This is a genomic window from Algorimicrobium algoritergicola, from assembly GCF_008086165.1.
Classification (GTDB): domain Bacteria; phylum Bacteroidota; class Bacteroidia; order Flavobacteriales; family Flavobacteriaceae; genus Algorimicrobium; species Algorimicrobium algoritergicola.
Window position 1 is genome coordinate 48,192 of sequence record NZ_VSKL01000001.1, and the last position, 22,976, is coordinate 71,167.

A 22,976-nucleotide genomic window follows, 5' to 3' on the forward strand; every position below is an offset into this window, starting at 1 on the left:
CTATCTAATTTTCAGGGTTACAATGGAAATAATAGCCAGTAAAATGCCAATAATCCAAAAACGGGTAACTATCTTGCTTTCATGATAACCTGATTTTTGATAGTGATGGTGTAAAGGCGCCATTTTAAAAACTCGCCTACCCTCACCATATTTTTTCTTGGTATATTTAAACCAACTAACCTGCATGACAACTGATAAATTTTCAGCCAAGAAAATTCCACATAACACAGGAATTAACCATTCTTTTCTAACAGCAATGGCTATAACCGCTATAATTCCACCTATTGTTAAACTGCCTGTGTCTCCCATAAACACTTGAGCTGGATAAGCATTGTACCAAAGAAACCCAATTAGCGCACCAACAAAAGCGGCTATATAAATGGTAATTTCCTCAACACGCGGTATGTACATAATGTTCAAATAATCCGAGAACACTATGTTACCAGAAACCCAAGCAAAAATGCCGAGTGTTAATACTATAATTGCCGAAGTTCCGGCTGCCAAACCATCAATACCATCGGTAAGGTTAGCACCATTAGAAACAGCCGTTATAATAAAAATGGTTACTAGAATAAAAATAATCCAAGCATACTTTGCCAAATCCGGGCTAATCCATGTGATTAAATCGGCATAATCGAATTCATTTTCTTTGACGAATGGAATGGTTGTTTTTGTTGATTTCTCTTCTAATTGAAACAGTTTTGACGATTCTACTTTTGGATTAGCAGCCAATATTTCCTGCTGTTGTTCTTGCGGTAATTTCTCTTTTAAGGTTACATCTGGATGGAAATATAATGTGGCTCCCACAATAATCCCCAAACCAATTTGACCCAGCACTTTAAATCGACCTTTTAATCCTTCTTTGTCATTTTTAAATTTCTTGATATAATCATCAATAAACCCAATAGTACCCATCCAAAGTGTGGTAATAACTAATAGAATGATATAGATGTTTTCTAATTTCGCAAATAATAAAACAGGAATTAATGTTGCTAGTATGATAATAATTCCACCCATAGTTGGCGTTCCAGCCTTTTCTACTTGCCCATCCAAACCTAAATCGCGAATGGTTTCACCTACTTGCTGTTTTTGAAGAAAGCGAATAATTCGTCTCCCAAAAATTGTGGATATCAACAAGGATAATATAATAGTCACAGCCGCTCTAAAGGTTAAGAAACCGAATAAAGCAGATCCCGGAAAATCATAATATTTGTCTAAATATTCAAATAGGTAATACAGCATATTATTTTTCTAATTGATTTAATAGTTCTTGAACAATTTTGAAGTCATCGAAATCAAAACGTTCGCCATTTATTTCTTGATAATTTTCATGACCCTTCCCAGCGATTAAAATAATATCATTAGGTTTTGCCATTTGACAAGCCGTTTTAATGGCTTGTTTTCTATTGGTAATTGAAACGGTTTTTTTGAAATTTTGAGGCTCAACACCTGCTTCTACTTCATTTAAAATCGTTTCTGGATTTTCTGTTCGTGGATTATCGCTGGTAAAAACAACTTGTGTACTCAAAGCCGAAGCAATATGACCCATTTTTGGTCGCTTGGTTTTATCACGATCACCTCCACAACCAACAACTGTTATAAGTTCTTCGTTTTTAGTCCGGATGCTATTAATGGTTTCCAATACATTTTTTAAGGCATCAGGCGTATGCGCATAATCTACAATAGCGGTAATTTTTGATTCGGAAATCAGATATTGAAAACGTCCTGAAACACTTTTTAAATCGCTTACCAATCTTAAAATTTCGACTTTCTCTAAACCTAATAATTCAGCAGCTGCGTAAATAGCCAACACGTTATAAGCATTGAAACTTCCTATTAATCGCGTCCAAACTTCGCTATCATTAATTTTTAGTAATAATCCTGTAAACTGATTTTCTAAAATTTGCGCTTTATAATCCGCGTAACTTTTTAATGCGTAAGTATATTTTTTTGCTGCGGAATTCTGCAACATGACCAAACCATTTTTATCATCCACATTGATTAATGCGAAAGCATTTTTAGACAAACCATCAAAAAAGGCTTTTTTCACATCGCGATACTCTGCAAAACTGCTATGATAATCTAAATGATCGTGGCTTAAATTGCTGAAAATTCCACCTTCAAATTGTAACCCTTCCGTACGTTTTTGATGAATACCATGTGAGCTGACTTCCATAAAGCAAAACTCGACTCCAGCATCATTCATCTGTTTTAAATAACTATTGATAGTAATGGAATCTGGTGTTGTATGTGTGGCTTTAAATTCCGTATCATCCACCATAATTTTAACGGTAGATAATAAACCAACTTTATAACCCGCATTTTTAAATAACTGATATAATAAAGTGGCAATAGTCGTTTTTCCATTAGTTCCCGTAACACCAACTAATTTTAAGTTAGCCGAAGGAACACCATAAAAATTAGAAGCCATAATAGCCAAAGCACTCGAAGCATTACTTACTTCAACATAGACTACGTTGTCAATTAATGTATCTGGAAGGTGTTCACAAACTACCGCAACACACCCTTGATTAATGGCCGTTTGAATATAATCATGACCATCTGAAACCGTTCCTTTTATGGCGATGAATACATCATTTTTAGTCACCTTTCTAGAATCGAAAACCAAATTATTTATGGACACAGTCGTACTTCCTGCAACAGCAAGTAAGGGTACTTTATAGAGTATGTCTTTTAAAATCATCATGATGCTTGAATAGTTACTATTTGATTTTTCTTTATTTTTTCGCCTTTTGTAATGGATTGAATTTTCACTTGGCCAACACCTTCAGACTTCACGTTTAACCCCATATTTTCTAATAAGGCAATTGCATCCATTGTTGGTAATCCAACCACGTTAGGCATAATAGTTCTATAGGTTTGTGCGGTTTCAAAATAGGCGTCGTATTCAGCATTTACCGCAATGTCATTCACTTCCAAAGTTTCAACTACATCAATAATTGGTGTATCGGTAAATATTTTTTGTGCTATTCGTTTAAAAACAGGTCCTGAAACATCAGCTCCATAAAACCCTTTTTTTACGCTGGGCTTATGAATAACTACTATGCAAGAGTATTTAGGATTTTCAGCAGGAAAATAGCCTGCAAAAGATGACACATACCGTTTGTTTTCATCCCAGTCTTTTTTCCAGTACTCGGTTTTGGCTGTTCCTGTTTTTCCTGCCATTGAAAAATAAGGTGAATACAGAGATCTTCCTGTACCACGAACCACCACATTCTTCAAAATTTCTTGCATTTCCCGAATGGTTTTATCGGATGCTATTTTCTTATTTATGATATACTTATCAAACGTTTCTATATTTTTATCAAGCTCTTTTACTGATTTGATAAATCGTGGTTTCACCATAACACCATTATTAGCAATAGCATTATAAAATGTAAGGGTTTGCAAAGGCGTCATCTCCATATTATAACCGTACGCCATGGAAGGCAAGGCGTTCTTACTCCAAATCTCATCACCTGGACTTGGAATTACAGGTTTCCCTTCACCTAAAATTGGCAACCCTAAAGGCTTGTGTAATGACCAACTTTTTATACGATTGATAAATTTTTCAGGATTTTCTGAATAGTGTTCATCTATTATAGTTGCAATTCCAATATTAGAAGACACTTCTAATGCGCGAGCCGCTGAAATTTCACCATAACCGCCATGTTTGGAATCTGTAATAGTACGACCATAAAACACTTTACGGCCTTTTTTTGTGTCCACAATTGTTGATGTATCTATCACCTTATCTTCCAAAGCAGCCATTAAAGCCATGACTTTAAACGTAGAGCCTGGTTCATGAGACTCTCCAACCGCGTAATTTAATTTTTCGTAATAACCACCACTTTTCGTTTTTCCTAAATTTGAAATAGCACGAATTTCACCAGTTGCCACTTCCATAACAACCACACAACCGTGTTCTGCCTCATAAATTTCCAACTGTTGCAATAAGGCGTGATGCGCTATATCTTGGATATTCACACTTAATGTTGTGTAAACATCATAGCCATCTCTAGGCTCAATCTGGTTGTAGTCTGCAATGGGTTTCCACTGCCCTTTTCCTATTTTTTGCTTTAATCGTCTTCCGTCTGTACCACGTAAATATTTAATTCCAAAAGCGCCATCAATTCCCGCTCGTGTTGCATTACCTTTTTCATCATAGCGCTCGTAACCAATAGACCTTTGTGCAATTCCACCCAAGGGATGTTCTCGTTTGGTAGTTTGTTCTACAATTAATCCACCTTTAAAAGCTCCCAAATTCAGTAAAGGAAAATTACGCATGCGCACATAGTCTGAATATCCAATATCGCGAGCCAACAAATAATACCTGTTTTTATTGGCACGTGCCTTTCTAATTTCTTTTTGATAATATGCGGAAGGTTTTCCCGAATATTTAGATAATGAATCGCATAATGGCTTTAACAAAGATTCGAATCGCGCTGATGAAGGCGTGATAGCATCAATACGAATATCATATTTTGGAATGGATGTAGCCAATAAATTGCCATTGGCAGAATACACGTTACCTCGATTAGCAGGAATTACGACATCTTTAATGGTACGCTCTTCTGCCATGCTGCGATACTTTTCGCCATGCAGCATTTGGATACTTAAAAGTTTAAACACGACTGCTAGAGCGAAGATGAACATACATCCTGCTACAAAATATAATCGGTTTGATATGTTCTTCTCGTTTGTTGCCAAGCTGAACTACTTTTGAGATTTAACTTTAATTTTTGTTGGTGGTATTTCTGAAATTGCCAACCCTTTTTTTTCCATTTTCAATTCTACAACGGTTTCTTTTTTCAGTTCCATCAGGCGTGTCCTGCCATCTACAAAAGCCGACCGTAATTCTTTTGCTTCATTATTTAATTGTGCAATTTGATGCACTTTTTTATCTGCACTATGAGAACTGGCTATCATAACAATGGCTAAAACGGAAACGAACAAAATCATTCGCCAGCTTTTAGGCGCATCTTCATTTATCAGAAACGTCCCTTTTAGTATGTTGTTAATCCCTTTCTTCATTTGATTCCTTAGTTAATAGGAATTATAGTTTTTTAGCAATTCGAAGTTTGGCACTTCTTGCTCGATTATTTGCTTTTATTTCTTCTCGCGAAGGCACAATTAAATTACCAACCTTTTTCATAGGCACTTCAAAATTGCCATACATATCGCGCTCTGGTTCGCCTTCAAAAAGCCCATTCCTAATAAAACGTTTAACCAACCTGTCTTCTAAAGAATGATAAGAAATGACGCTTAATCGGCCACCTTCTACCAAAGTTTCTGGCGCTTGTAACAAAAAGGATTTCAACACTTCAATCTCCTGATTCACTTCAATACGAATGGCTTGATAAATTTGAGCCAATACTTTGTTTTCCTTTTTATGTTGTAAAAATGGCTTTAAAGCTAATTTTAATTGGTCACTGGTTTTGATAGGCTCTGTTTTTCGCTGTTCAACAATAGCGCGTGCCATAGCATTTGCTTGTCGTAACTCGCCATATTGCCAAAGCACTTGACTTATTTGTTCTTCATCATAATCATTCACCACATTATAAGCCGACAGTGCACTTTTCTGATTCATCCGCATATCTAAATCTGCTTCGAAACGTGTAGAAAAACCACGTTCAGCTACATCAAATTGATGAGATGACACGCCGAAATCGGCTAAAATCCCATCCACTTCTTTCGCGCCATAGAATCGTAAAAAACGCTTCATAAACTGAAAATTCTCATGAATTAGCGTAAACCGTTCGTCATCAATCGTATTTTCAAGCGCATCTGGATCTTGATCAAAAGCAAAAAGCTTCCCGTTCTTACCCAAACGTTTCAGTATTTCTTTACTATGTCCACCACCTCCAAAGGTGACATCCACATAGACACCATCTTCTTTGATATTTAAACCATCAACGGTTTCTTTTAGTAAAACTGGATTATGATATTCCATGGTCGTCATCGTCTTGTCCCATTACTTCTTCAGCCAAATCTGCAAAATCGCCTGTGGCATCATCAATAGCTTGCTCGTATTTATCTTTATCCCAAATTTCAATTATGTTAATGGCACTTGACATGACTATTTCTTTTGAAATATCTGCGAATGCAACCAAATCTTTAGGAATAAGCAAACGTCCTGTAGCATCAACTTCAATAATTTTAACACCTGCCGTGAAGCGACGTATAAAATCATTGTTCTTTTTCTTAAACCGATTTAGCTTATTTACTTTTTGCATCAACGCTTCCCATTCAGCCATTGGATACAATTCCAAACATGATTGAAAAACAGCTCGTTTTAAAACAAATCCGTTTTGCAAAGCAGGCGCTAACTGTTTTTTCAGCGCAGCAGGCAACATCAGTCGTCCTTTTGCGTCTACTTTACATTCGTATGTTCCTATTAATGAGCTCAAAGCGGTTTGTATCGATTCTCGGGTTTAAGATTCAAATATATTGAAAATTTTACCACCTTTTACCACTTTCTACCACTTTGTTGATAATTTTTCGATTATCTGTGAAGAAAAGGCGATTTCAAAACGCAGAAAAGACCTTTAAGGACTACCAATCAGGAAATTAAACAGTGAAAAACTTTAACATTTTGCAATTGTTAACATCTTGGTTAAAAGTCTGACTTGTCACTTTTAAGAAAAGTGAATATATTCTCAATGATTTACCTATATTTGTTTGAAGAAAAGACTTACCAATTAATGGCGCATAGATTAAAAAAAGAGAAAAGCTATAGTTACATAGAGGTCGGAAAAGGCACACCCATCATTGTTTTACATGGTTTAATGGGTGGATTAAGCAATTTTGATTCCGTAACTAATTATTTCAGTCAAAAGGGGTATCGTGTAATTATTCCCGAATTACCTATTTACTCCATGTCGCTTTTAAAGACAAATGTAAAAAGTTTCGCCAAATATTTACACGACTTTATAGAATTCAAAGAACTTGATAATGTTATCCTATTAGGAAACTCATTAGGTGGACACATTGGTTTATATCACACTAAATTATATCCAAAAAAAGTAAAAGGTTTAATTATTACAGGAAGTTCTGGACTTTATGAAAGTGCCATGGGTGGCGGCTACCCTAAACGCAGTGACTACGAAGTGATTAAGAAAAAAGCACAAGACGTTTTTTATGATCCTGAAGTAGCCACTAAGGAGATTGTTGACGAAGTTTACGAAACTGTAAACGACAGACACAAACTAATTAAAACCTTGGCTATTGCTAAAAGCGCTATTCGTCATAATATGGCAAAAGATTTGCCAAATATGACGACGCCAACCTGTATTATTTGGGGGAAAAATGATACGGTTACACCTCCGGAAGTAGCTGTTGAATTTGACGAATTATTACCAGATTCAGAATTATTTTGGATTGATAAATGTGGCCATGCAGCCATGATGGAACATCCCGATGAGTTTAACACCATTTTAGATGGTTGGTTAACGAAACGCGGATTATAAAACAGTAACTCTTAAAAACCCAAAATTCTGGGAAAAAGCTATGGAAATTAAATCGGCAGAATTTGTAATGAGCAATTCTGATGTTGCAAAATGTCCCAAAAACTTGGTTCCTGAATATGCGTTTATTGGACGCAGTAATGTTGGAAAATCATCATTAATCAACATGCTTACTAGTAGAAAAAGTCTAGCTAAAACGTCAGGTAGACCAGGGAAAACACAGCTTATAAACCATTTCCTAATTAATAAAAATTGGTATTTGGTAGATTTACCAGGTTATGGATATGCACGCGTTTCTAAAAGCTCCAAAAAAACATTTCAAAAATTTATAACCGATTATTTCACACAACGTGAGCAATTGGTATCCGCTTTTGTTTTAGTAGATATTAGACACAAACCACAGCCAATAGATTTAGAATTTATGGCTTGGATGGGTGAAAACGGCATTCCTTTTTCCATTATTTTCACCAAAGCTGATAAGTTAAAACCACAAGCCATTTTAAACCATGTAGCCGACTATAGCGCTATTATGTTGGAGACTTGGGAAAACATGCCTAATTATTTTATTACGTCTTCATCCAAGGACATTGGTAAAGATGATGTTCTGAAATACATCCATGCGTTGAATGAAAACATGGAGGAATGAAAACCTGCTTTAGTTTCATTTTAATTTTATTTATTCTTCAAACTTCAATTGCGCAAGAAAACATCTATCATGACCAAAACGGTCAAGAAATAACCAGCGAAGCTTTTAATAAAATACGACAAAATAAAGATCTGTTATTAAGCTCCTGGCAATATGTTGCTAAAAATGGCATAAAACATCACGCCATAAATGATAGATTTCAACAAGGTGTTTTTAATTATAATGAAATTAAAACCCAATTGGAAACTGTTATCAATCGTAAGATTCCAACGAATGACATCTTACTAATAAAATACTACTACAAAGATGACTTGTACGCGCCACAATGGGACAATAAGTGGACACGATCTGAACTGCATCGTTTAAAAGACTATAGAAAGCCCCTACTTCCAAAATTGAAAGAAAACAATATTACATACATTGCATTATTTGAAGAAGGTATCATTCTAAAAAACAAACCTGATAACGAAAATGAATATTTCTTTACAGATCAGGGCAACTATTTTAGAAAACAATTTTTTACCATGCCGGCACTTTGTGGTTCTTATGCAAATATTTAAATCAAATGGTCAATCCATAACCAGAAATGGCGAATATGATCCAGAAATGATGATTCAATTTTTAGAGGACGACAATTGGTCCATCTTTTTTAATTCAGGCGAATAATTAAAATAAACCATTTATGAAAGCCCTATTTAGTATTCTACTTCTTCTTTTTATGTTGCATAGTATAAGCGCCCAAGAAAACATTTATATAGATGAAAATGGTCAAGAAATAGATAATCAAGACTATCAAAAAAGATGGCGAAACAAAGACTTACTGTTAACGACTTGGTCTCATATAGATACAAACGGAATCAAGAATTACACGCTTAAAAAGGATTTATACATGACTGGCAATTATGACTATAACGAGATTACTTTGCAACTTGAAATAATCATAAATAGAGAAATCCCAAAAAACAATATAATTCTTATAGAATATAATTATAAGGATGACCTTTGTACCGTTCCACGTTGGGATAATAACTGGACAGAAGATAATATTAAGGATCGAAAAAAATTTACAGATCCATTACGCAAAAGCATCTTAAAGAAAAACATTTCCTACATAACATTATATGAAGAAGGGATGACATTGGCTAATAAGCCAAATGATAAAAACGAATATTTTTTTATAGATGCCAAAAAAACGTTTCGAAACAAACTCTTCATTTACCCCACGAACTGCGGTTCCTACGCCATAATCAAACCTAACGGTGAAACCTTAATTCGAAATGGTGAATACCGACCAGATTGGATGGTGACACATTTAGAACAAAAAAATTGGAAACTATTTTTTGATAGCAATGATTAGAATACTCTTAAGATTTAACATCTAAAGCATCACGTAGCGCATTTCCCATGAGCATAAATGCCATAACCAAACTCATAATGCAGAATCCTGGAATTAGAGCCAAATACGGCTTACCAAGAATGATGTAATTGTAATGATCTTTTATCATAGCTCCCCAACTTGCCATAGGTGGTTGCGCACCAATTCCTAAAAAGCTCAAGCCACTTTCAATTAAAATAGCTGCTGCAAAATTAGCTGCCGAAATTACAATAACTGGCGCCATAATGTTTGGCAGAATATGTTTGGTAATTATTCTAAAATCATTAAAACCCAACGCACGAGCCGCTGTAACATACTGCATTTCTTTAACGCCCATAACTTGACCACGTACTACACGAGCTACTTCAACCCACATGGTTAACCCTACTGCAATAAACACTTGCCAAAACCCTTTTCCTAAAGCCAAGGTAATGGCTATCACCAATAATAAGGTTGGTATGGACCAAGACACATTTATAAACCACATAATAATGGCATCCACACGACCACCAAAATAACCAGCCACACTACCCATGAAAATGCCAATAACCAGAGATATAAAAACGGCTATAAAGCCAATGAAGAACGATATTCTAGCACCAACAAGTGTTCTACTTAATAAATCGCGACCATATTTATCGGTTCCAAAAAGGAAGGTTTTATTCGAAATCAAATCCGATTCAGAAAGGCCATTCATGTCTATCGTTTTGGTCATACCTTCCAAACCATCAGACGCATATTCCGTATAGGTTAAGGTATTGTTTTCGGTAGAATACATCGTTATAGGGGTTTCCGTATCTTGAATTTTCTTCCCAAAGAAAACAGTTGAAAAGACCGATTCTTTAATATCTGTTTTTTGCGGAATGGTTAGCATTTGAACCTCAAATCCAGGTTTTTTAGAATGAATAGATAAGTGCATCTGATTGGCATATTGCGAATTATCAGGCGCAACCACATAAGCAAATATAGAAATCAACCCAACAAAAATAATAAACCCCAAACTAAAAACGCCCCAGAAATCTTTTTTGAATTTCTGGAGCGCTAATTGACTTAATGAGTTGGATTGTTGACTCATGAATTTCTAGTCCTTAACTGTCGCCATTTTTTTAATATTATACGATGTCTTTAAATCTTGTAAAACATGTAATGCTTCTTCAACATAAACATCCTTACTTAAGCTTTCATGCCAACGCTGACGTTTGTCTTTTAAAACAGTATCCTGAACAAAAAGCTTTTGTTCATAAGGCAACGACTCGTATGTTAAGTTGGTTTTATACTCTCCAATTTTATCAAACGTTTTAGATTCTGTTTCATTGGCATCTAATTGCGCTTTATAATCTTCATAATTTAATGGGTAGGTTTTTTCATCCATTCGGGCTCGAACCCATTGCGCATTATCAGCAATTAGTTTAAGCTGTTCGTTATCTTTCATACGATCATTACTCATTTTTATAGTCGTATCATAATCAAAATAGCCTTCCCATAATTTATAATCGGCTGCATCAATTTCATCCCAAGACAATGGATTCCTCTGGTCTTTTTCTCCAATATCAATATAACTGAAACGGTCTGGAACGACTACGTCACTTTTCACACCTTCCAACTGAACAGATCCACCATTTATTCTGTAATATTTTTGTCTAGTAACTTTTAAAGCACCCAAATCCCCTTCTTGATTATTTCTAACCATGTTGTTTAAATCGTAAAAAGACTGAACAGTTCCTTTGCCATAGGTTTGCTTACTTCCAATAATAATAGCGCGTTTATAATCTTGCATGGCAGCTGCCATAATTTCTGAAGCTGATGCGGAAAATTCATTGACTAAAATTACTAATGGACCATCCCAAACTATAGATTTATCGGTATCGTTTAAAACTTCTTTCGGATGTTCGGTTGAACGCACCTGAACAATTGGGCCATCTTCAATAAACAATCCGGCCATTTCCACAACGGTTTGAAGCGATCCACCACCATTATTACGTAAGTCTAAAACCAAACCTTCCATGCCTTGTTCTTTAAGACGAATAATTTCATTCTTAACATCATTTGCAGCATTTAATTTTTGATAATCTTCAAAGTCTGCGTAGAATTTCGGCAGATTAATGATACCAAAATTCTTACCATCTTTCTTAACAAAAGCGGACTTGGCGTGTGTTTCTTCTATTTCAACTATATCACGCGTAATTTTAATAACTTTAGTCGTACCATCAACTTTTTTAACGGTTAAAAATACATTAGTGCCTTTTGGACCTTTTATTAATTTAATAGCATCATCAATACGCATACCCGTTATGGTAATCGCATCTTTTTCATATTCCTGACGTACTTTCATAATTACATCGCCAACTTCCAATTCTTTACCTCTCCAAGCTGGACCTCCTGAAATTAATTCCAAGATTTTAGTGTTATCATTTCGCTTTTGTAAACGTGCACCAATACCTTCTAATTTTCCAGCCATATCTTGATTAAAAGCCTCCTTGTCTTGAGGTGCAAAATACGTGGTGTGTGGATCAAATTCTTGCGCAATAGCATTGATGTACATAACAAACCAGTCATCACGATCCAAATCATCTATATAATCGTTGTAATAAATATCAATGGTTTTAAGCGTTGCTTTACGCGATTCTTTTTCAATTTCAGACTTCGATTTTTTAACGACACGATCAATTTTTAAAGAGTCTGCCATGGCATTAATCTTTTCTAAATTTTTCTGTTCAACCATCAATTCATCATAATTTGATAAATTACTATATTTTAAACGTTGTCTCCACCTATCCGTTAATTCTTTCTTGTTCTTCACATAACCGATATTTTCATAATCCGCATCGTATGTTTCGTTTTTAGTATAATCAAAAGATTCAGCTAAAATATCCTTATAGATCACTTTAGCTTCTTCAATACGTTTTACCAAACGCTCATGCGTTAAGTTAAAGAATGAAATGTCATAAGCTTTCAACTGATCATCTAACTCCGTTTTATACTTCGAAAATTCTTCAATATCCGATTTGTAAAAATATTGTTTTAATGGATCTATCTGATCGAGATAATCCAAATAAACCTGTTCTGAAAAGTTGTCATCCATCGCTTTAGGATCAAAATGACCACGTTCTAAAACATAAGTTATTACTTGAATTAGCAGTTTATCTTTATCAGGATCGTCAAATGTTTTGGTAGTAAAACTACAGGATGCAAATGCGAGCAACAGCAAGAGCACTAAAATGTTATAATTCCTTTTCATAAGTCTCAAAAAAAGCATAGATTATTTTTCACTAAATTAATGAAAAAACCATGCCAAATTAACCAATCACTAATAATTTTTTGTTAAACCATATAAATTAAGGCATTGCGCATGATTTTATGTATTTTAGCAGCCGGAATAAACGAAAATATAATGACAAAAAGACCACTAATTTTAGTCACAAATGATGATGGTATTACAGCTCCTGGCGTACGCGCTTTAATTGAGGCTGTTAAAGATTTAGGTGATATTGTGGTGGTAGCGCCAGACAGTCCGCAAAGTGCCATGGGGCATGCCATAACCATTAATTCTACACTGCATTTGGAACGTGTTACGATTGATGATTCTGGACGTATTGAATACAGTTGTTCTGGCACACCTGCAGATTGCGTAAAATTAGCGGTAAATGAAATTTTGGATAGACGTCCTGATCTTTGTGTTTCTGGCATAAACCACGGTTCAAATTCATCTATAAATGTTATTTACTCGGGAACCATGAGTGCCGCTTTAGAGGCCGGTATTGAAGGCATTCCTGCTATAGGCTTTTCGCTTTTAGATTATAATTACAATGCCGATTTTACAGCAGCCAAAATTATAGCAAAAAGGGTGACACAAGAAGTTTTAAAAAATGGTTTACCAAAAGATATTGTTTTGAACGTTAACATCCCGAATCTTGAAGAAAAAGATATAAAAGGAATTAGAATATGCCGACAAGCCAAGGCAAACTGGCAAGAAGAATTTGATAAACGCCAAACACCTCAAGGTAAAGATTATTATTGGTTAACGGGAAAATTTGTTAATTTAGATAAAGGTGAAGATACGGATGAATGGGCTTTAGAAAACGGCTATGTTTCCGTTGTTCCTGTTCAATTTGATTTAACAGCGCACCATTATGTTCAGCAATTAAATACATGGAATTTTAATGATTAAAAAAGAAGTTTTTATAGGTTTATTAGTTGGCTTAATTGCCAATGCTATAGGTGTTTATTTAGCTGCAATGGTTTTAGGAAATCATGATGATTTTATGATGGCACTGAAAAATGCTTCTGCAGATGGATTTTTGGGGAAATTGGTTAGTTTGGGAGCCATTCTAAATTTAGTCGCCTTTTTTATCTTTATCAAGAAAAAACAAGATTATCGCGCAAGAGGTGTGCTTTTAGCAACCGTTATTGTTGCGGTTTCAACATTTCTATTTAAATTTATGTAGTATGAAATATTATATAATTTCTGGTGAAGCTTCAGGTGATCTGCATGGTTCCAACCTGATGAAAGCTCTGAAAAAAGAAGACCCAAAAGCAGAATTTCAATTTTGGGGAGGTGACTTAATGCAAGCCGTTGGTGGTACTTTGGTGAAACACTACAAAGAACGCTCGTTTATGGGTTTTGCAGAAGTGATTATGAACCTCTCTTCTATCTTTAAGGATTTCGATTTATGTAAAACGGATATTACCGAATACCAACCAGATGTTATTATTTTCATAGACAATTCAGGATTCAACTTGCGTATTGCCAAGTGGGCAAAAAAAGAAGGATTTAAAACAAATTATTATATTTCGCCACAAGTTTGGGCATCTAGACCAGGACGTGTAAAAGATATTAAACGCGACATTGATGCCATGTACGTTATTTTACCCTTTGTTGAAACGTTTTATAAAACCCATAATTATCCAGTAACTTTTGTTGGTCACCCACTTATTGATGCTATTTCTGGTCGCGAACAAATTAGCGAAGCAACCTTTAGAGCGGAAAACGAATTAAGCGAAAAACCAATAATTGCGCTATTACCTGGCAGTAGAAAACAAGAAATTTCCAAAATGTTGTCGGTTATGTTAAGCCTGACTCCAGACTATCCTAACTATCAATTTGTAATTGCGGGTGCACCAAGTCAGGATTACGATTTCTACAAACAGTTTATTAAAAATTCCAACGTTCACTTTATTTCAAATAAAACGTATGATTTATTGAGTGTTGCTTCCGCAGCATTAGTAACATCAGGAACGGCAACGTTAGAAGCTGCTTTATTTAAAGTTCCAGAAGTGGTTTGCTATAAAGGCAGTTGGTTATCCTACCAAATTGGCAAGCGTTTGGTAAAGCATATTAAATACATTTCTTTGGTGAATTTAATTATGGATAAAGAGGTTGTAACCGAATTGATTCAAGCTAGTTTTACGCGAAAAAACCTAAAAATAGAACTCGATAAAATTCTTGATAAACCAACTAGAAACAAGCTATTTTTGGACTACTACGAACTTGAAAAAAAGTTAGGCGGCAAAGGTGCAAGTGCTAAAACGGCTCAGCTTATCTATAAATCACTTAATACGTAATAGGTAAACTTTCAAATAGTTTTTTGTTTGAATTTTCAATGCCAGAAAGTGTTTCTTGCAACGATTTGGCTATAGCATAACCCAATAATGGTGGAACCGCATTTCCTATTTGCTGATATTGACTCAAGCCCTTTTCCCAACTCATTTTGGTCCGCATACCTTGAAAAATAAAGGTGTCTGGAAAGGATTGTAATCGCGCGCCTTCACGAGCAGTAAAATTCCGATGTAAAAACGGATGAATAAAATTACTTTGAAAGGATGCTGCAATTGTTGGCGCAGGTTTTTCGGCATGTAAACGCTGATTATTTTGCGAAAAAACGATTTTCGATTTCTCCTTCGGATTTCCACGTTTTACCGCAGCATGTTCTTGAGAAACATGCGCTAATGATTCACCCGCTTTAATTACCTGAAACCGATTGATTAATCGTTGGGTATGGCGCATAGCCACATGGTTAAAAACCGACGAACTTTGCTTCCTGACAAATTCTTGATAATTATTTGTGGCTTCAGTTTCATAGGTCATTTTTTCGGCACCTTCGGATGCGTTAATTTGCGGCAAATCGGATATAGCTTCCCAAACGGTAACGGGGTTTTCATAGGTTTTCTTTGGAAAAAGCGGTTGCTTTTCTAAATCCTTTCGGATGCCAATCATTATAACCCGTTGTCTATTTTGTGGCACACCATAATCCGACGCTAAAAGCACTTGATATTCCACTTGATATCCAACGCCTGCATTTTCAAACTCGTCTTTCATAAGTTTAATAACCTGTCCTTTTTGCATGGATAATAAGCCACGTACATTTTCCATAACAAAGGCTTTGGGTTGTAAATCGGTAACCACACGAACAAACTCGTAAAACAACTCGTTTCTAGGATCTGACTTGGCTTTGTTTCTGTTTTTATTAGCCAATGAAAACCCTTGACAAGGTGGACCTCCAACAACCACATCTACAGGATTTGAAATGTGTTTTTTTAATTCATTAGTAGAAATGTCTCGTAAATCATTTTTAATAAACGGCACATTTGGAAAGTTATGGGAATAGGTTTTTTCACAATTTTCATCAACATCACTTGCTAACAGCGTTTGGAATCCAGCCCATTTAAAACCAAGTGCTAATCCACCACAACCCGAAAACAAATCGACTACATTCATATTGTAAAATTCCTTTGAAAGGTTAAAAGTAACCGTTTTATATGTGTTGTCCAACCAAGTTTTTAAGTTGTTATTACTTTTTATAACAAAAATGTGTATTTTTGGAAACATGCAAAAAAGCTTACTTATTTTATTATGCCTATTCTGTTTTTCGGCTTGCAAGTCGACAAAAAAGGCGACTACATCATCGAAAAGAACGACTAAATCTGCTCCAGCTACCAAAAAAATAGGCAGCAACAGCGGGACTTATAATTCTCAAGCAGAATCTATTATAGATTATGCCAAAACGTTTAATGGCGTGAGATATAAATATGGTGGTTCTACCAAAAAAGGTATGGATTGTTCTGGTTTAATTGTCACGTCCTTTAAAAAAGAAGCCATTCAATTGCCGCGAACCACATCACAATTAGCCGTAACAGGTGATTGGGTAGATGTTAAAGAGGTTCAAAAAGGGGATTTATTATTTTTTGCCACCAGTAAAAATAGCCGAAACGTAAATCATGTAGGAATTGTAACCGAATCACGTACTGGTTTTGTAGAATTTATTCATGCATCTACAAGTAGCGGTGTTATGATTTCAGAGCTTTCTGAAAAGTATTGGTATTTTGCATTTGTTCAAGCACGACGAATCTTGTAAGTTATTTTCGTAACTTACTATTGTGAAACTTCTTGATTTTCCGATAGTTAAACTAACATGCTGTTTCATGTTAGGTATTTTAGTGAGTTTGCGGTTAGCAGTATCACTGAAGTTTTCTGTGACTATATCTTTCGTAGTTCTTCTAATTCTTACCATCACTTATTTTGTAAATCGAAATCAGTTTAAACAATCCATCTGGTTTGGGTTAGCTACTTATTTAATGGTTATAAGTTTGGGTAATTTAAGTGTAAAAACCCACAATCATTTAAATTATGAAAATCATTACACGCATCAGTATTCTATCTCTGAAACCGAATTTTCGCAGTTTCAATTGCGGATTTTAGAGGTTTTAAAACCTAACGTATTCAACCAACGCTACATTGCTGAAATAGAAACGATTAATGGCAAAAGTGTTTTTGGAGATATTCTATTAAACATTAGTAAAGACAGCAGTTTATTAAACTTTCAAGTAGATGATAAGATTGAAATATTTGGCAGTTTACAAGAACTTTACAGGCCTCTAAATCCGCATCAATTTGATTACAAAACGTATTTAGAAAATCACCAGATTTATGCTCAAATTTATAGCAAAGCTGAATTTGTTTCCATCCTATCCACTGAAAAAAATAGCATCTATGGTTATGCTGATTATTTCCGTCAAGCCATAAACAAAGGTCTCCAGAAATATAATTATAGCGCATCTGAATTAGCCGTCATAAATGCACTCCTTTTAGGGCAAAGGCAGGATATTGGCAAGGAATTATACGCGGATTATGTAAATGCTGGCGCTATTCATATTCTAGCGATTTCTGGATTGCATATTGGCATTATTCTGTTCCTTTTAAAATGGTTGTTTAAACCTTTATTACTTATTAAACATGGTCGGTATATTACTGCTATCATCATTCTTTTTATACTGTGGAGTTATGCCGTGGTTGCGGGATTATCACCTTCTATTTTACGCGCTGTAACCATGTTTAGTGTAATAACCGTAGGCATGTATTTAAAACGGCCTTATAACATTTATAACACGTTGGCTATTTCGGCATTTATATTACTGATATGGAATCCCATGATTTTATTTGAAATCGGGTTTCAATTAAGTTATTTAGCGGTTATTGGAATCGTAGCAGTTCATCCGCTATTGTTTGAACGCTTAAAAACACCCTATTCCTTTCCCAATAAAATTATTACGTTAATGACGGTTTCATTGGCCGCACAATTAGGAATTTTCCCATTGAGTATTTTTTATTTTCATCAATTTCCTGGGCTATTCTTATTGACTAATGTAGTGGTAATTCCATTTTTAGGATTTATTTTAGGTTATGGATTATTAATTTTCGGCATGGCTCTATTAGGCATTCCTAAAAGCTTATTGACAGATATTTTTGGTGATATTATTAGTTTGATGAATTACTTTTTTAAATGGATTGCACATCAGGAAGCTTTTATTTTCAGAGACATTCCCATGAATTGGTTTCTTGTTATTGGACTATATCTGATAATCCTACTCTGTACGAAGTATTATATATCCAAATCGTTCAACAGACTTGTTTTGGCATTGGTTGTAACTTGCATATTCCAAATTGGTTTATTTTTCAATCAATATTATTATAGCAATAATAATGAATTGGTGGTATTTCATAAAAGCAGACACAGTGTTATTAGTAAAAAGTCTGGATTTCACTTGCAGGTATTTCATAATTTAGACAGCTTGAAATTGGAAACAGATTATAGTATTACCAATTATCGTGTTGGGAGTTTTATTAAGAAGATAGACTATCAAACGATTCAAAATGTGTATAATTTCAACCAGAAACAGTTATTAATAATTGACAGTTTAGGTGTTTACAAAAACGTATCATTTAAACCTGATTATATTATTTTGAGTCAGTCGCCAAAAATTAATTTAAATCGACTAATAGATTCTTTAAATCCGCTAGTTATTATTGCTGATGGCAGCAATTACAAATCGTATATAAAACGATGGACTGAAACCTGTAAAACACGAAAACGCCTTTTTCACTATACAGGTGAAAAAGGCGCTTTTATATTAAAATAAAACTAAATTAGTTTGTAAACTCTGGCTTAAATTCTTTTGCAAATGCTTGAAAATCTTGCTGTGTTTTAAAATTGTTATGCTCATTATTTTTAAACACTTTGAGATACAGTTCCAATTGCTGTGGTGTTTGATATCCAATAATTGGTGCTAACAAACTACCGGCTTCATCCAAATATATAATAGTTGGATACGACCGAATACTAAAATAACGCGCTAATTCATGACCTGAATTACGCTTGTTAGCTTTTGCTGGATCATAACCTGGATTCGTATACGTTTTTCCTTTAAAGTTAACAGTTTCATTACCTTCGGCATTAAATTTAACCGCATAATAATGTTTGTTGACATAGTCAGCAACGTCTTTATTTTGAAAAGTGTTTTTATCTAACATTTTACAAGGACCGCACCAGTTGGTGTACATATCCATCATAATTTTTTTAGGTTTTTTCTTTTGAAGTTCTACAGCTTCCTCTAGGGTTACCCAATTAATTTCTTGCGCTACGCCTACTGCCGAAAACCCGACAACCAGTAATAAAGTGTAAAATAAATTTCTCATGTTCTATTTGTTGTAATATATGATTCGAACTTACAAAAAACACGCCAAAAAGGCGTGTTTTGTATGAAATTTTAACAATTATTTCGATTAACGAACACCATGCATTAATTTTTTAAGCAATGGGTTAAGAAGCATGGATATAACACCAACTCCTAAAGGAACTAAAGTAAATATTAAAAAGAAAATACTTAATGAGTATTGCTCGCTTATAGAGTCAATCATTCCTCCCATTTTTCCTGCAGCTTTTTGGCCAATGGCAATAGCCAAATACCAAATTCCAAACATAAAACCAATCATTCTACCAGGAACCAATTTACTTAAATAAGACAAGCCTACAGGCGAAATGCACAATTCTCCCATAGTATGGAATAGAAAGGCTACAATTAGGAATATCATGCTTACAGAAGCTGTTTTGGCTCCTTGAGGGACATCGCCTGTGCCGTATGATAAGAATGCAAAACCAAGTCCTAACAAAATTAACCCAATACCATATTTCATGGCGGCACTTGGATTGTATTTACTTTCCCACCATTTAGAAAATAGCGGTGCTAATGTTATAATAAAGAAAGAATTAAGAATCCCAAACCAAGAAGCGTCAACCTCGTTTCCATCCTGTGAAAATTTATCTACCAATCTAAAAATCACCAAAATCCATAAACCTATAAATGAAATGGCCAAGAAAACATTAGATAAGCCTATTTTTTTATATGTTTTTTTAGCTAAAAGAATAAGGACCCAAGTAATAATCATTAATGGAACCGTTGTTAACAGCAAATCAACAATTTTGAATATCATGGCTGAATTACCAACTAAACTTCTATCTGTATAGTCTCTTGCAAATAAGGTCATAGATCCCAATGCTTGTTCAAAGAATGCAAAGAAAAATACGGTGAAAACTCCAAAAATAGAAACTGCAATAATACGATCTCTAACGATTGGCAAATAGCGTGAAATTCTAGTAACTAATAAAATTAGAAATAAAATTAATGCTGAAAGTACCACAAAATTAGAACCGCTCATATTACCTACTGTGAAAGGCAGTAAATTAGTATTCTCAATTTTTTCTAATGGGTCATTAAATAAGTACAATAATCCTCCAACAGAAGATAAAAGAATTAAAACTTTATCAAACATTGTAAATGGATTCAGTTTTTCTTTAGCTACTGGAGACGTATCGTGTTCCTTTGGACTTTCCTCATTAATATTTTGAGGCAACTCTACTTCATGAACTCCAGATGGCTTTCCACCAATTCTTCCAAAAAGATCTTTTGCTAACCAAAATTGAACTAAACCTAATAGCATGAATATTCCAGCTAATCCAAATCCATAGCTCCAACCATAATTTTCGGCTAAATAACCACAAAGCATCATTCCGAAGAAAGCACCTGCATTTACACCCATGTAATAAATAGTATAAGCCCCATCTTTTTTAGACTCTTTACCTTTATACATATCAGAAATCATAGAAGTCATGTTGGGCTTAAAGAATCCAGTTCCTACAATTAAAAGACCTAAACCTATATAAAATGTACTCGTCGTTTCAAAAGCCATAGCTGCGTGACCTAAAGTCATAAGTAAGCAACCAATTACAACAGCTACCCGATATCCCGTATAGTTATCTGCAATCCATCCACCAAGAATTGGCGTAAGGTATAGCAAGGAACCATACGTACCAATTAAAGATAAAGCATTTTCGCTAGTCCATCCCCAACCTGCATTGCCACCAATTAAAGGTGCCGTTAAAAACAAAATTAAAAGGATTCGCATTCCATAGAAAGAAAAACGCTCCCACATTTCAGTAAAGAAGATGACAAATAATCCTGCCGGATGACCAATTACCTTGTCTTTAAATAAATTTTCAATATCAGTATTCATAAAAAAGTTAATTTAGTTAAGGAATAAATTCCAAATGATATTTTTCACCAAAGTGATTTCAAATATTATTGTTTTGTTTCTTCGCCTAATTCAAAGCCTTCTGTTTCTTCAACACGCATAATGCGTTCATTATCTTCAGCACCATGTGTTAAACGTTTTAGTGGTTTCAATAATAAAATTACCAATAAACCAAAAATCACCGTAAAAATAGCAATTCCTGAGAAGATAGCATATTCACCAAATTCAGATGCCGATTCACCAATAACTCCAGCTACTTTATTACCTAATCCTGTAGCAGCAAAGTAAACACCCATCATTAAAGATGCATATTTTACAGGGGCTAATTTTGTAATAAAAGATAGTGCTACAGGTGATGAGCATAATTCTCCAATAGTATGGAACAAATACGCTAATACTAACCAATGCATAGCAGAGCTACCTTCAGCATTAAATTCTGCAGCAGCAAAAATCATAAAAACGAAACCAAGTCCCATAATCATAGTTCCAACCGCCATTTTAAAGAGTGAGGATGCTTCTTTTCCTTTTAATTTACGTTTGGCCCAATAACCTGCAACTAGTGTTGCAAATATGATAATAAATCCTGCATTTAAACCTTGAAACCATGTTGCTGGAATTTCCCAACCAAACAACATGCGATCGGTGTTAGTTTTTGTATAAATACTCATCAATCCACCGGCTTGCTCAAAAGCACCCCAAAATACAATGACTATTAAAAACGAAAGTAACAGGACAAGGTATCTATCTTTAGAAACTTGTGTTTCCAAATTTTTATAAATCATCATCATAATTCCAGCCACAACCGCTATAAAAATATAAAGTGCCGTATAACCCCAACTATCAACTCCATCATAAGTGAAGCCCGCATACACAGCGTATGCCATAATTATAACCACGATTGCTAGGTTGACAGGTGAATTAAATAATCCCATCAATAATTTAGTAATAGAAACATCGTTATTTTTCTCTTCTTGCGTTGGCTTATTGCCAACATTCACTAAAAACTTCTGACCGTATAAATACACCATTAAACCAAAAAGCATGGCAATTCCTGCAAGTCCAAAACCATAATGCCATCCTATTTTCTCTCCTACATATCCAACAATAAATGTGGCAAGCAATGAACCTAAATTAATACCAATATAAAAAATACTAAACCCTTTATCACGTCTAATATCACCTTGCTTATAAAGACCTCCGACCATAGTTGAAATATTAGGCTTCAATAAACCTACTCCTAAAATAATGAGACCTAAACCGGTATAAAACGCCCACATTTCATCAAAAGCTAAAATACCATGACCTGCTACAAGTATTAATGCACCATAAAGAACCGCTTTCTTTTGACCGAAAACTTTATCGGCAAGGATTCCTCCGGGTATAGACATAACATAAACCAACATGGTATACCATCCATATAACATAATAGATTCAGAATCTAACCAGCCAAGTCCCGGATTATCGGCAGTTGTCTTTTGCACTAAATAAAGTGTTAATAATGCGCGCATTCCATAATACGAAAAGCGCTCCCACATTTCTGTAAAGAACAAAACATATAGACCTACAGGATGACCAAATAATTCTTTTTGATGCGCCTGTTTAATTGCTGTTGACATAAATTTTATT

21 protein-coding genes are annotated in these 22,976 nt (G+C 34.7%); 9 read left to right on the plus strand and 12 right to left on the minus strand.

Going from position 1 to position 22,976, the window contains the following annotated elements; genetic code table 11:
- The 6 genes from mraY to mraZ are packed head-to-tail and all read right to left on the minus strand — an operon-like array spanning nt 1 to nt 6,410.
- Nucleotides 1-1,242 (minus strand): phospho-N-acetylmuramoyl-pentapeptide-transferase, encoded by a 1,242-nt coding sequence (mraY, locus tag ES675_RS00310; protein WP_066252355.1) that lies wholly within the window; start codon nt 1,240-1,242, stop codon nt 1-3.
- A 1-nt stretch (nt 1,243) separates the two neighbouring features.
- Nucleotides 1,244-2,707: a UDP-N-acetylmuramoyl-L-alanyl-D-glutamate--2,6-diaminopimelate ligase gene (locus ES675_RS00315; RefSeq protein ID WP_066252353.1), complete on the minus strand. Its 1,464-nt coding sequence runs from the start codon at nt 2,705-2,707 to the stop codon at nt 1,244-1,246.
- A complete protein-coding gene (locus ES675_RS00320; protein WP_066252352.1) occupies nt 2,704-4,656 on the minus strand; it encodes a penicillin-binding protein in 1,953 nt (650 codons plus the stop codon). Before ES675_RS00320 ends, ES675_RS00315 begins: the two co-directional genes overlap by 4 nt.
- A gap of 60 nt (nt 4,657-4,716) precedes the next feature.
- Nucleotides 4,717-5,034, minus strand: a complete 318-nt coding sequence (locus ES675_RS00325; RefSeq protein ID WP_066252350.1) for an FtsL-like putative cell division protein — start codon at nt 5,032-5,034, stop codon at nt 4,717-4,719.
- Nucleotides 5,035-5,056: 22 nt separating this feature from the next.
- Nucleotides 5,057-5,953, minus strand: a complete 897-nt coding sequence (gene rsmH, locus ES675_RS00330; protein ID WP_066252418.1) for a 16S rRNA (cytosine(1402)-N(4))-methyltransferase RsmH — start codon at nt 5,951-5,953, stop codon at nt 5,057-5,059.
- On the minus strand, nt 5,940-6,410 hold the full coding sequence (mraZ, locus tag ES675_RS00335; RefSeq protein WP_066252346.1) for a division/cell wall cluster transcriptional repressor MraZ: 471 nt from the start codon (nt 6,408-6,410) through the stop codon (nt 5,940-5,942). The genes rsmH and mraZ overlap by 14 nt, the downstream gene beginning before the upstream one ends.
- Before the next feature lie 294 nt (nt 6,411-6,704).
- Between mraZ and ES675_RS00340 the strand changes: the two genes are divergently transcribed.
- The 4 genes from ES675_RS00340 to ES675_RS00355 all read left to right on the plus strand — a co-directional run bounded on the left by ES675_RS00340 (nt 6,705) and on the right by ES675_RS00355 (nt 9,469).
- Complete coding sequence (locus ES675_RS00340) at nt 6,705-7,469, plus strand: alpha/beta fold hydrolase (protein ID WP_066252343.1); 765 nt, start codon at nt 6,705-6,707, stop codon at nt 7,467-7,469.
- A gap of 40 nt (nt 7,470-7,509) precedes the next feature.
- Nucleotides 7,510-8,112 carry a ribosome biogenesis GTP-binding protein YihA/YsxC gene (yihA, locus tag ES675_RS00345; RefSeq protein ID WP_066252341.1) on the plus strand — a complete coding sequence of 201 codons (603 nt, stop codon included), beginning with the start codon at nt 7,510-7,512 and terminating at the stop codon, nt 8,110-8,112.
- Nucleotides 8,109-8,672 carry a hypothetical protein gene (locus tag ES675_RS00350; protein ID WP_066252337.1) on the plus strand — a complete coding sequence of 188 codons (564 nt, stop codon included), beginning with the start codon at nt 8,109-8,111 and terminating at the stop codon, nt 8,670-8,672. The genes yihA and ES675_RS00350 overlap by 4 nt, the downstream gene beginning before the upstream one ends.
- Before the next feature lie 122 nt (nt 8,673-8,794).
- On the plus strand, nt 8,795-9,469 hold the full coding sequence (locus ES675_RS00355) for a hypothetical protein (protein WP_148367186.1): 675 nt from the start codon (nt 8,795-8,797) through the stop codon (nt 9,467-9,469).
- 7 nt (nt 9,470-9,476) lie between these two features.
- Here the strand turns inward: ES675_RS00355 and ES675_RS00360 are convergent, their stop codons facing one another.
- Nucleotides 9,477-10,562 carry an ABC transporter permease gene (locus tag ES675_RS00360; RefSeq protein ID WP_066252334.1) on the minus strand — a complete coding sequence of 362 codons (1,086 nt, stop codon included), beginning with the start codon at nt 10,560-10,562 and terminating at the stop codon, nt 9,477-9,479.
- A 6-nt stretch (nt 10,563-10,568) separates the two neighbouring features.
- The gene (locus tag ES675_RS00365) at nt 10,569-12,725 is read right to left on the minus strand and encodes a carboxy terminal-processing peptidase (RefSeq protein ID WP_066252416.1); all 2,157 of its coding nucleotides are present in this window, start codon (nt 12,723-12,725) and stop codon (nt 10,569-10,571) included.
- Nucleotides 12,726-12,878: 153 nt separating this feature from the next.
- On the opposite strand from ES675_RS00365, the gene surE reads away from it, so the two are divergent.
- The 3 genes from surE to lpxB are packed head-to-tail and all read left to right on the plus strand — an operon-like array spanning nt 12,879 to nt 15,049.
- On the plus strand, nt 12,879-13,655 hold the full coding sequence (gene surE / locus ES675_RS00370) for a 5'/3'-nucleotidase SurE (RefSeq protein WP_066252414.1): 777 nt from the start codon (nt 12,879-12,881) through the stop codon (nt 13,653-13,655).
- Nucleotides 13,648-13,932, plus strand: a complete 285-nt coding sequence (locus ES675_RS00375) for a hypothetical protein (RefSeq protein ID WP_066252332.1) — start codon at nt 13,648-13,650, stop codon at nt 13,930-13,932. The genes surE and ES675_RS00375 overlap by 8 nt, the downstream gene beginning before the upstream one ends.
- A 1-nt stretch (nt 13,933) precedes the next feature.
- Complete coding sequence (gene lpxB / locus ES675_RS00380) at nt 13,934-15,049, plus strand: lipid-A-disaccharide synthase (RefSeq protein WP_066252330.1); 1,116 nt, start codon at nt 13,934-13,936, stop codon at nt 15,047-15,049.
- Here the strand turns inward: lpxB and ES675_RS00385 are convergent.
- A complete protein-coding gene (locus tag ES675_RS00385; protein ID WP_231931292.1) occupies nt 15,039-16,313 on the minus strand; it encodes a DNA cytosine methyltransferase in 1,275 nt (424 codons plus the stop codon). The genes lpxB and ES675_RS00385 overlap by 11 nt on opposite strands.
- On the opposite strand from ES675_RS00385, the gene ES675_RS00390 reads away from it, so the two are divergent.
- Both ES675_RS00390 and ES675_RS00395 read left to right on the plus strand, forming a co-directional pair.
- Nucleotides 16,312-16,839, plus strand: a complete 528-nt coding sequence (locus ES675_RS00390) for a C40 family peptidase (protein ID WP_066252327.1) — start codon at nt 16,312-16,314, stop codon at nt 16,837-16,839. The two genes, ES675_RS00385 and ES675_RS00390, sit on opposite strands and share 2 nt — an antisense overlap.
- Before the next feature lie 67 nt (nt 16,840-16,906).
- Nucleotides 16,907-18,901 carry a ComEC/Rec2 family competence protein gene (locus ES675_RS00395; RefSeq protein ID WP_082985924.1) on the plus strand — a complete coding sequence of 665 codons (1,995 nt, stop codon included), beginning with the start codon at nt 16,907-16,909 and terminating at the stop codon, nt 18,899-18,901.
- A gap of 7 nt (nt 18,902-18,908) precedes the next feature.
- On the opposite strand, the gene ES675_RS00400 is transcribed toward ES675_RS00395, so the two are convergent.
- From ES675_RS00400 to ES675_RS00410, 3 genes are all read right to left on the minus strand, one after another.
- Complete coding sequence (locus ES675_RS00400) at nt 18,909-19,457, minus strand: thioredoxin family protein (protein WP_066252322.1); 549 nt, start codon at nt 19,455-19,457, stop codon at nt 18,909-18,911.
- 87 nt (nt 19,458-19,544) lie between these two features.
- Entirely contained in the window at nt 19,545-21,332 is a 1,788-nt protein-coding gene (locus ES675_RS00405) for a peptide MFS transporter (RefSeq protein ID WP_066252320.1), read from the minus strand.
- A 65-nt stretch (nt 21,333-21,397) separates the two neighbouring features.
- Nucleotides 21,398-22,966 carry a peptide MFS transporter gene (locus ES675_RS00410; protein ID WP_066252318.1) on the minus strand — a complete coding sequence of 523 codons (1,569 nt, stop codon included), beginning with the start codon at nt 22,964-22,966 and terminating at the stop codon, nt 21,398-21,400.
- Nucleotides 22,967-22,976: the final 10 nt, after the last annotated feature.

Excerpts from the sequence above, each read along its gene's own strand:
- ES675_RS00385 (WP_231931292.1), bottom strand. The coding sequence starts at position 16,313 with ATGTTTCCAAAAATACACATTTTTGTTATAAAAAGTAATAACAACTTA.
- ES675_RS00395 (WP_082985924.1), top strand. The coding sequence starts at position 16,907 with ATGTTAGGTATTTTAGTGAGTTTGCGGTTAGCAGTATCACTGAAGTTT.
- ES675_RS00350 (WP_066252337.1), top strand. The coding sequence starts at position 8,109 with ATGAAAACCTGCTTTAGTTTCATTTTAATTTTATTTATTCTTCAAACT.
- ES675_RS00405 (WP_066252320.1), bottom strand. The coding sequence starts at position 21,332 with ATGAATACTGATATTGAAAATTTATTTAAAGACAAGGTAATTGGTCAT.
- ES675_RS00340 (WP_066252343.1), top strand. The coding sequence starts at position 6,705 with ATGGCGCATAGATTAAAAAAAGAGAAAAGCTATAGTTACATAGAGGTC.
- mraY (WP_066252355.1), bottom strand. The coding sequence starts at position 1,242 with ATGCTGTATTACCTATTTGAATATTTAGACAAATATTATGATTTTCCG.
- lpxB (WP_066252330.1), top strand. The coding sequence starts at position 13,934 with ATGAAATATTATATAATTTCTGGTGAAGCTTCAGGTGATCTGCATGGT.
- ES675_RS00365 (WP_066252416.1), bottom strand. The coding sequence starts at position 12,725 with ATGAAAAGGAATTATAACATTTTAGTGCTCTTGCTGTTGCTCGCATTT.
- ES675_RS00400 (WP_066252322.1), bottom strand. The coding sequence starts at position 19,457 with ATGAGAAATTTATTTTACACTTTATTACTGGTTGTCGGGTTTTCGGCA.
- rsmH (WP_066252418.1), bottom strand. The coding sequence starts at position 5,953 with ATGGAATATCATAATCCAGTTTTACTAAAAGAAACCGTTGATGGTTTA.
- ES675_RS00360 (WP_066252334.1), bottom strand. The coding sequence starts at position 10,562 with ATGAGTCAACAATCCAACTCATTAAGTCAATTAGCGCTCCAGAAATTC.
- yihA (WP_066252341.1), top strand. The coding sequence starts at position 7,510 with ATGGAAATTAAATCGGCAGAATTTGTAATGAGCAATTCTGATGTTGCA.
- ES675_RS00320 (WP_066252352.1), bottom strand. The coding sequence starts at position 4,656 with ATGTTCATCTTCGCTCTAGCAGTCGTGTTTAAACTTTTAAGTATCCAA.
- ES675_RS00325 (WP_066252350.1), bottom strand. The coding sequence starts at position 5,034 with ATGAAGAAAGGGATTAACAACATACTAAAAGGGACGTTTCTGATAAAT.
- surE (WP_066252414.1), top strand. The coding sequence starts at position 12,879 with ATGACAAAAAGACCACTAATTTTAGTCACAAATGATGATGGTATTACA.
- ES675_RS00355 (WP_148367186.1), top strand. The coding sequence starts at position 8,795 with ATGAAAGCCCTATTTAGTATTCTACTTCTTCTTTTTATGTTGCATAGT.
- ES675_RS00390 (WP_066252327.1), top strand. The coding sequence starts at position 16,312 with ATGCAAAAAAGCTTACTTATTTTATTATGCCTATTCTGTTTTTCGGCT.
- ES675_RS00410 (WP_066252318.1), bottom strand. The coding sequence starts at position 22,966 with ATGTCAACAGCAATTAAACAGGCGCATCAAAAAGAATTATTTGGTCAT.
- ES675_RS00315 (WP_066252353.1), bottom strand. The coding sequence starts at position 2,707 with ATGATGATTTTAAAAGACATACTCTATAAAGTACCCTTACTTGCTGTT.
- ES675_RS00375 (WP_066252332.1), top strand. The coding sequence starts at position 13,648 with ATGATTAAAAAAGAAGTTTTTATAGGTTTATTAGTTGGCTTAATTGCC.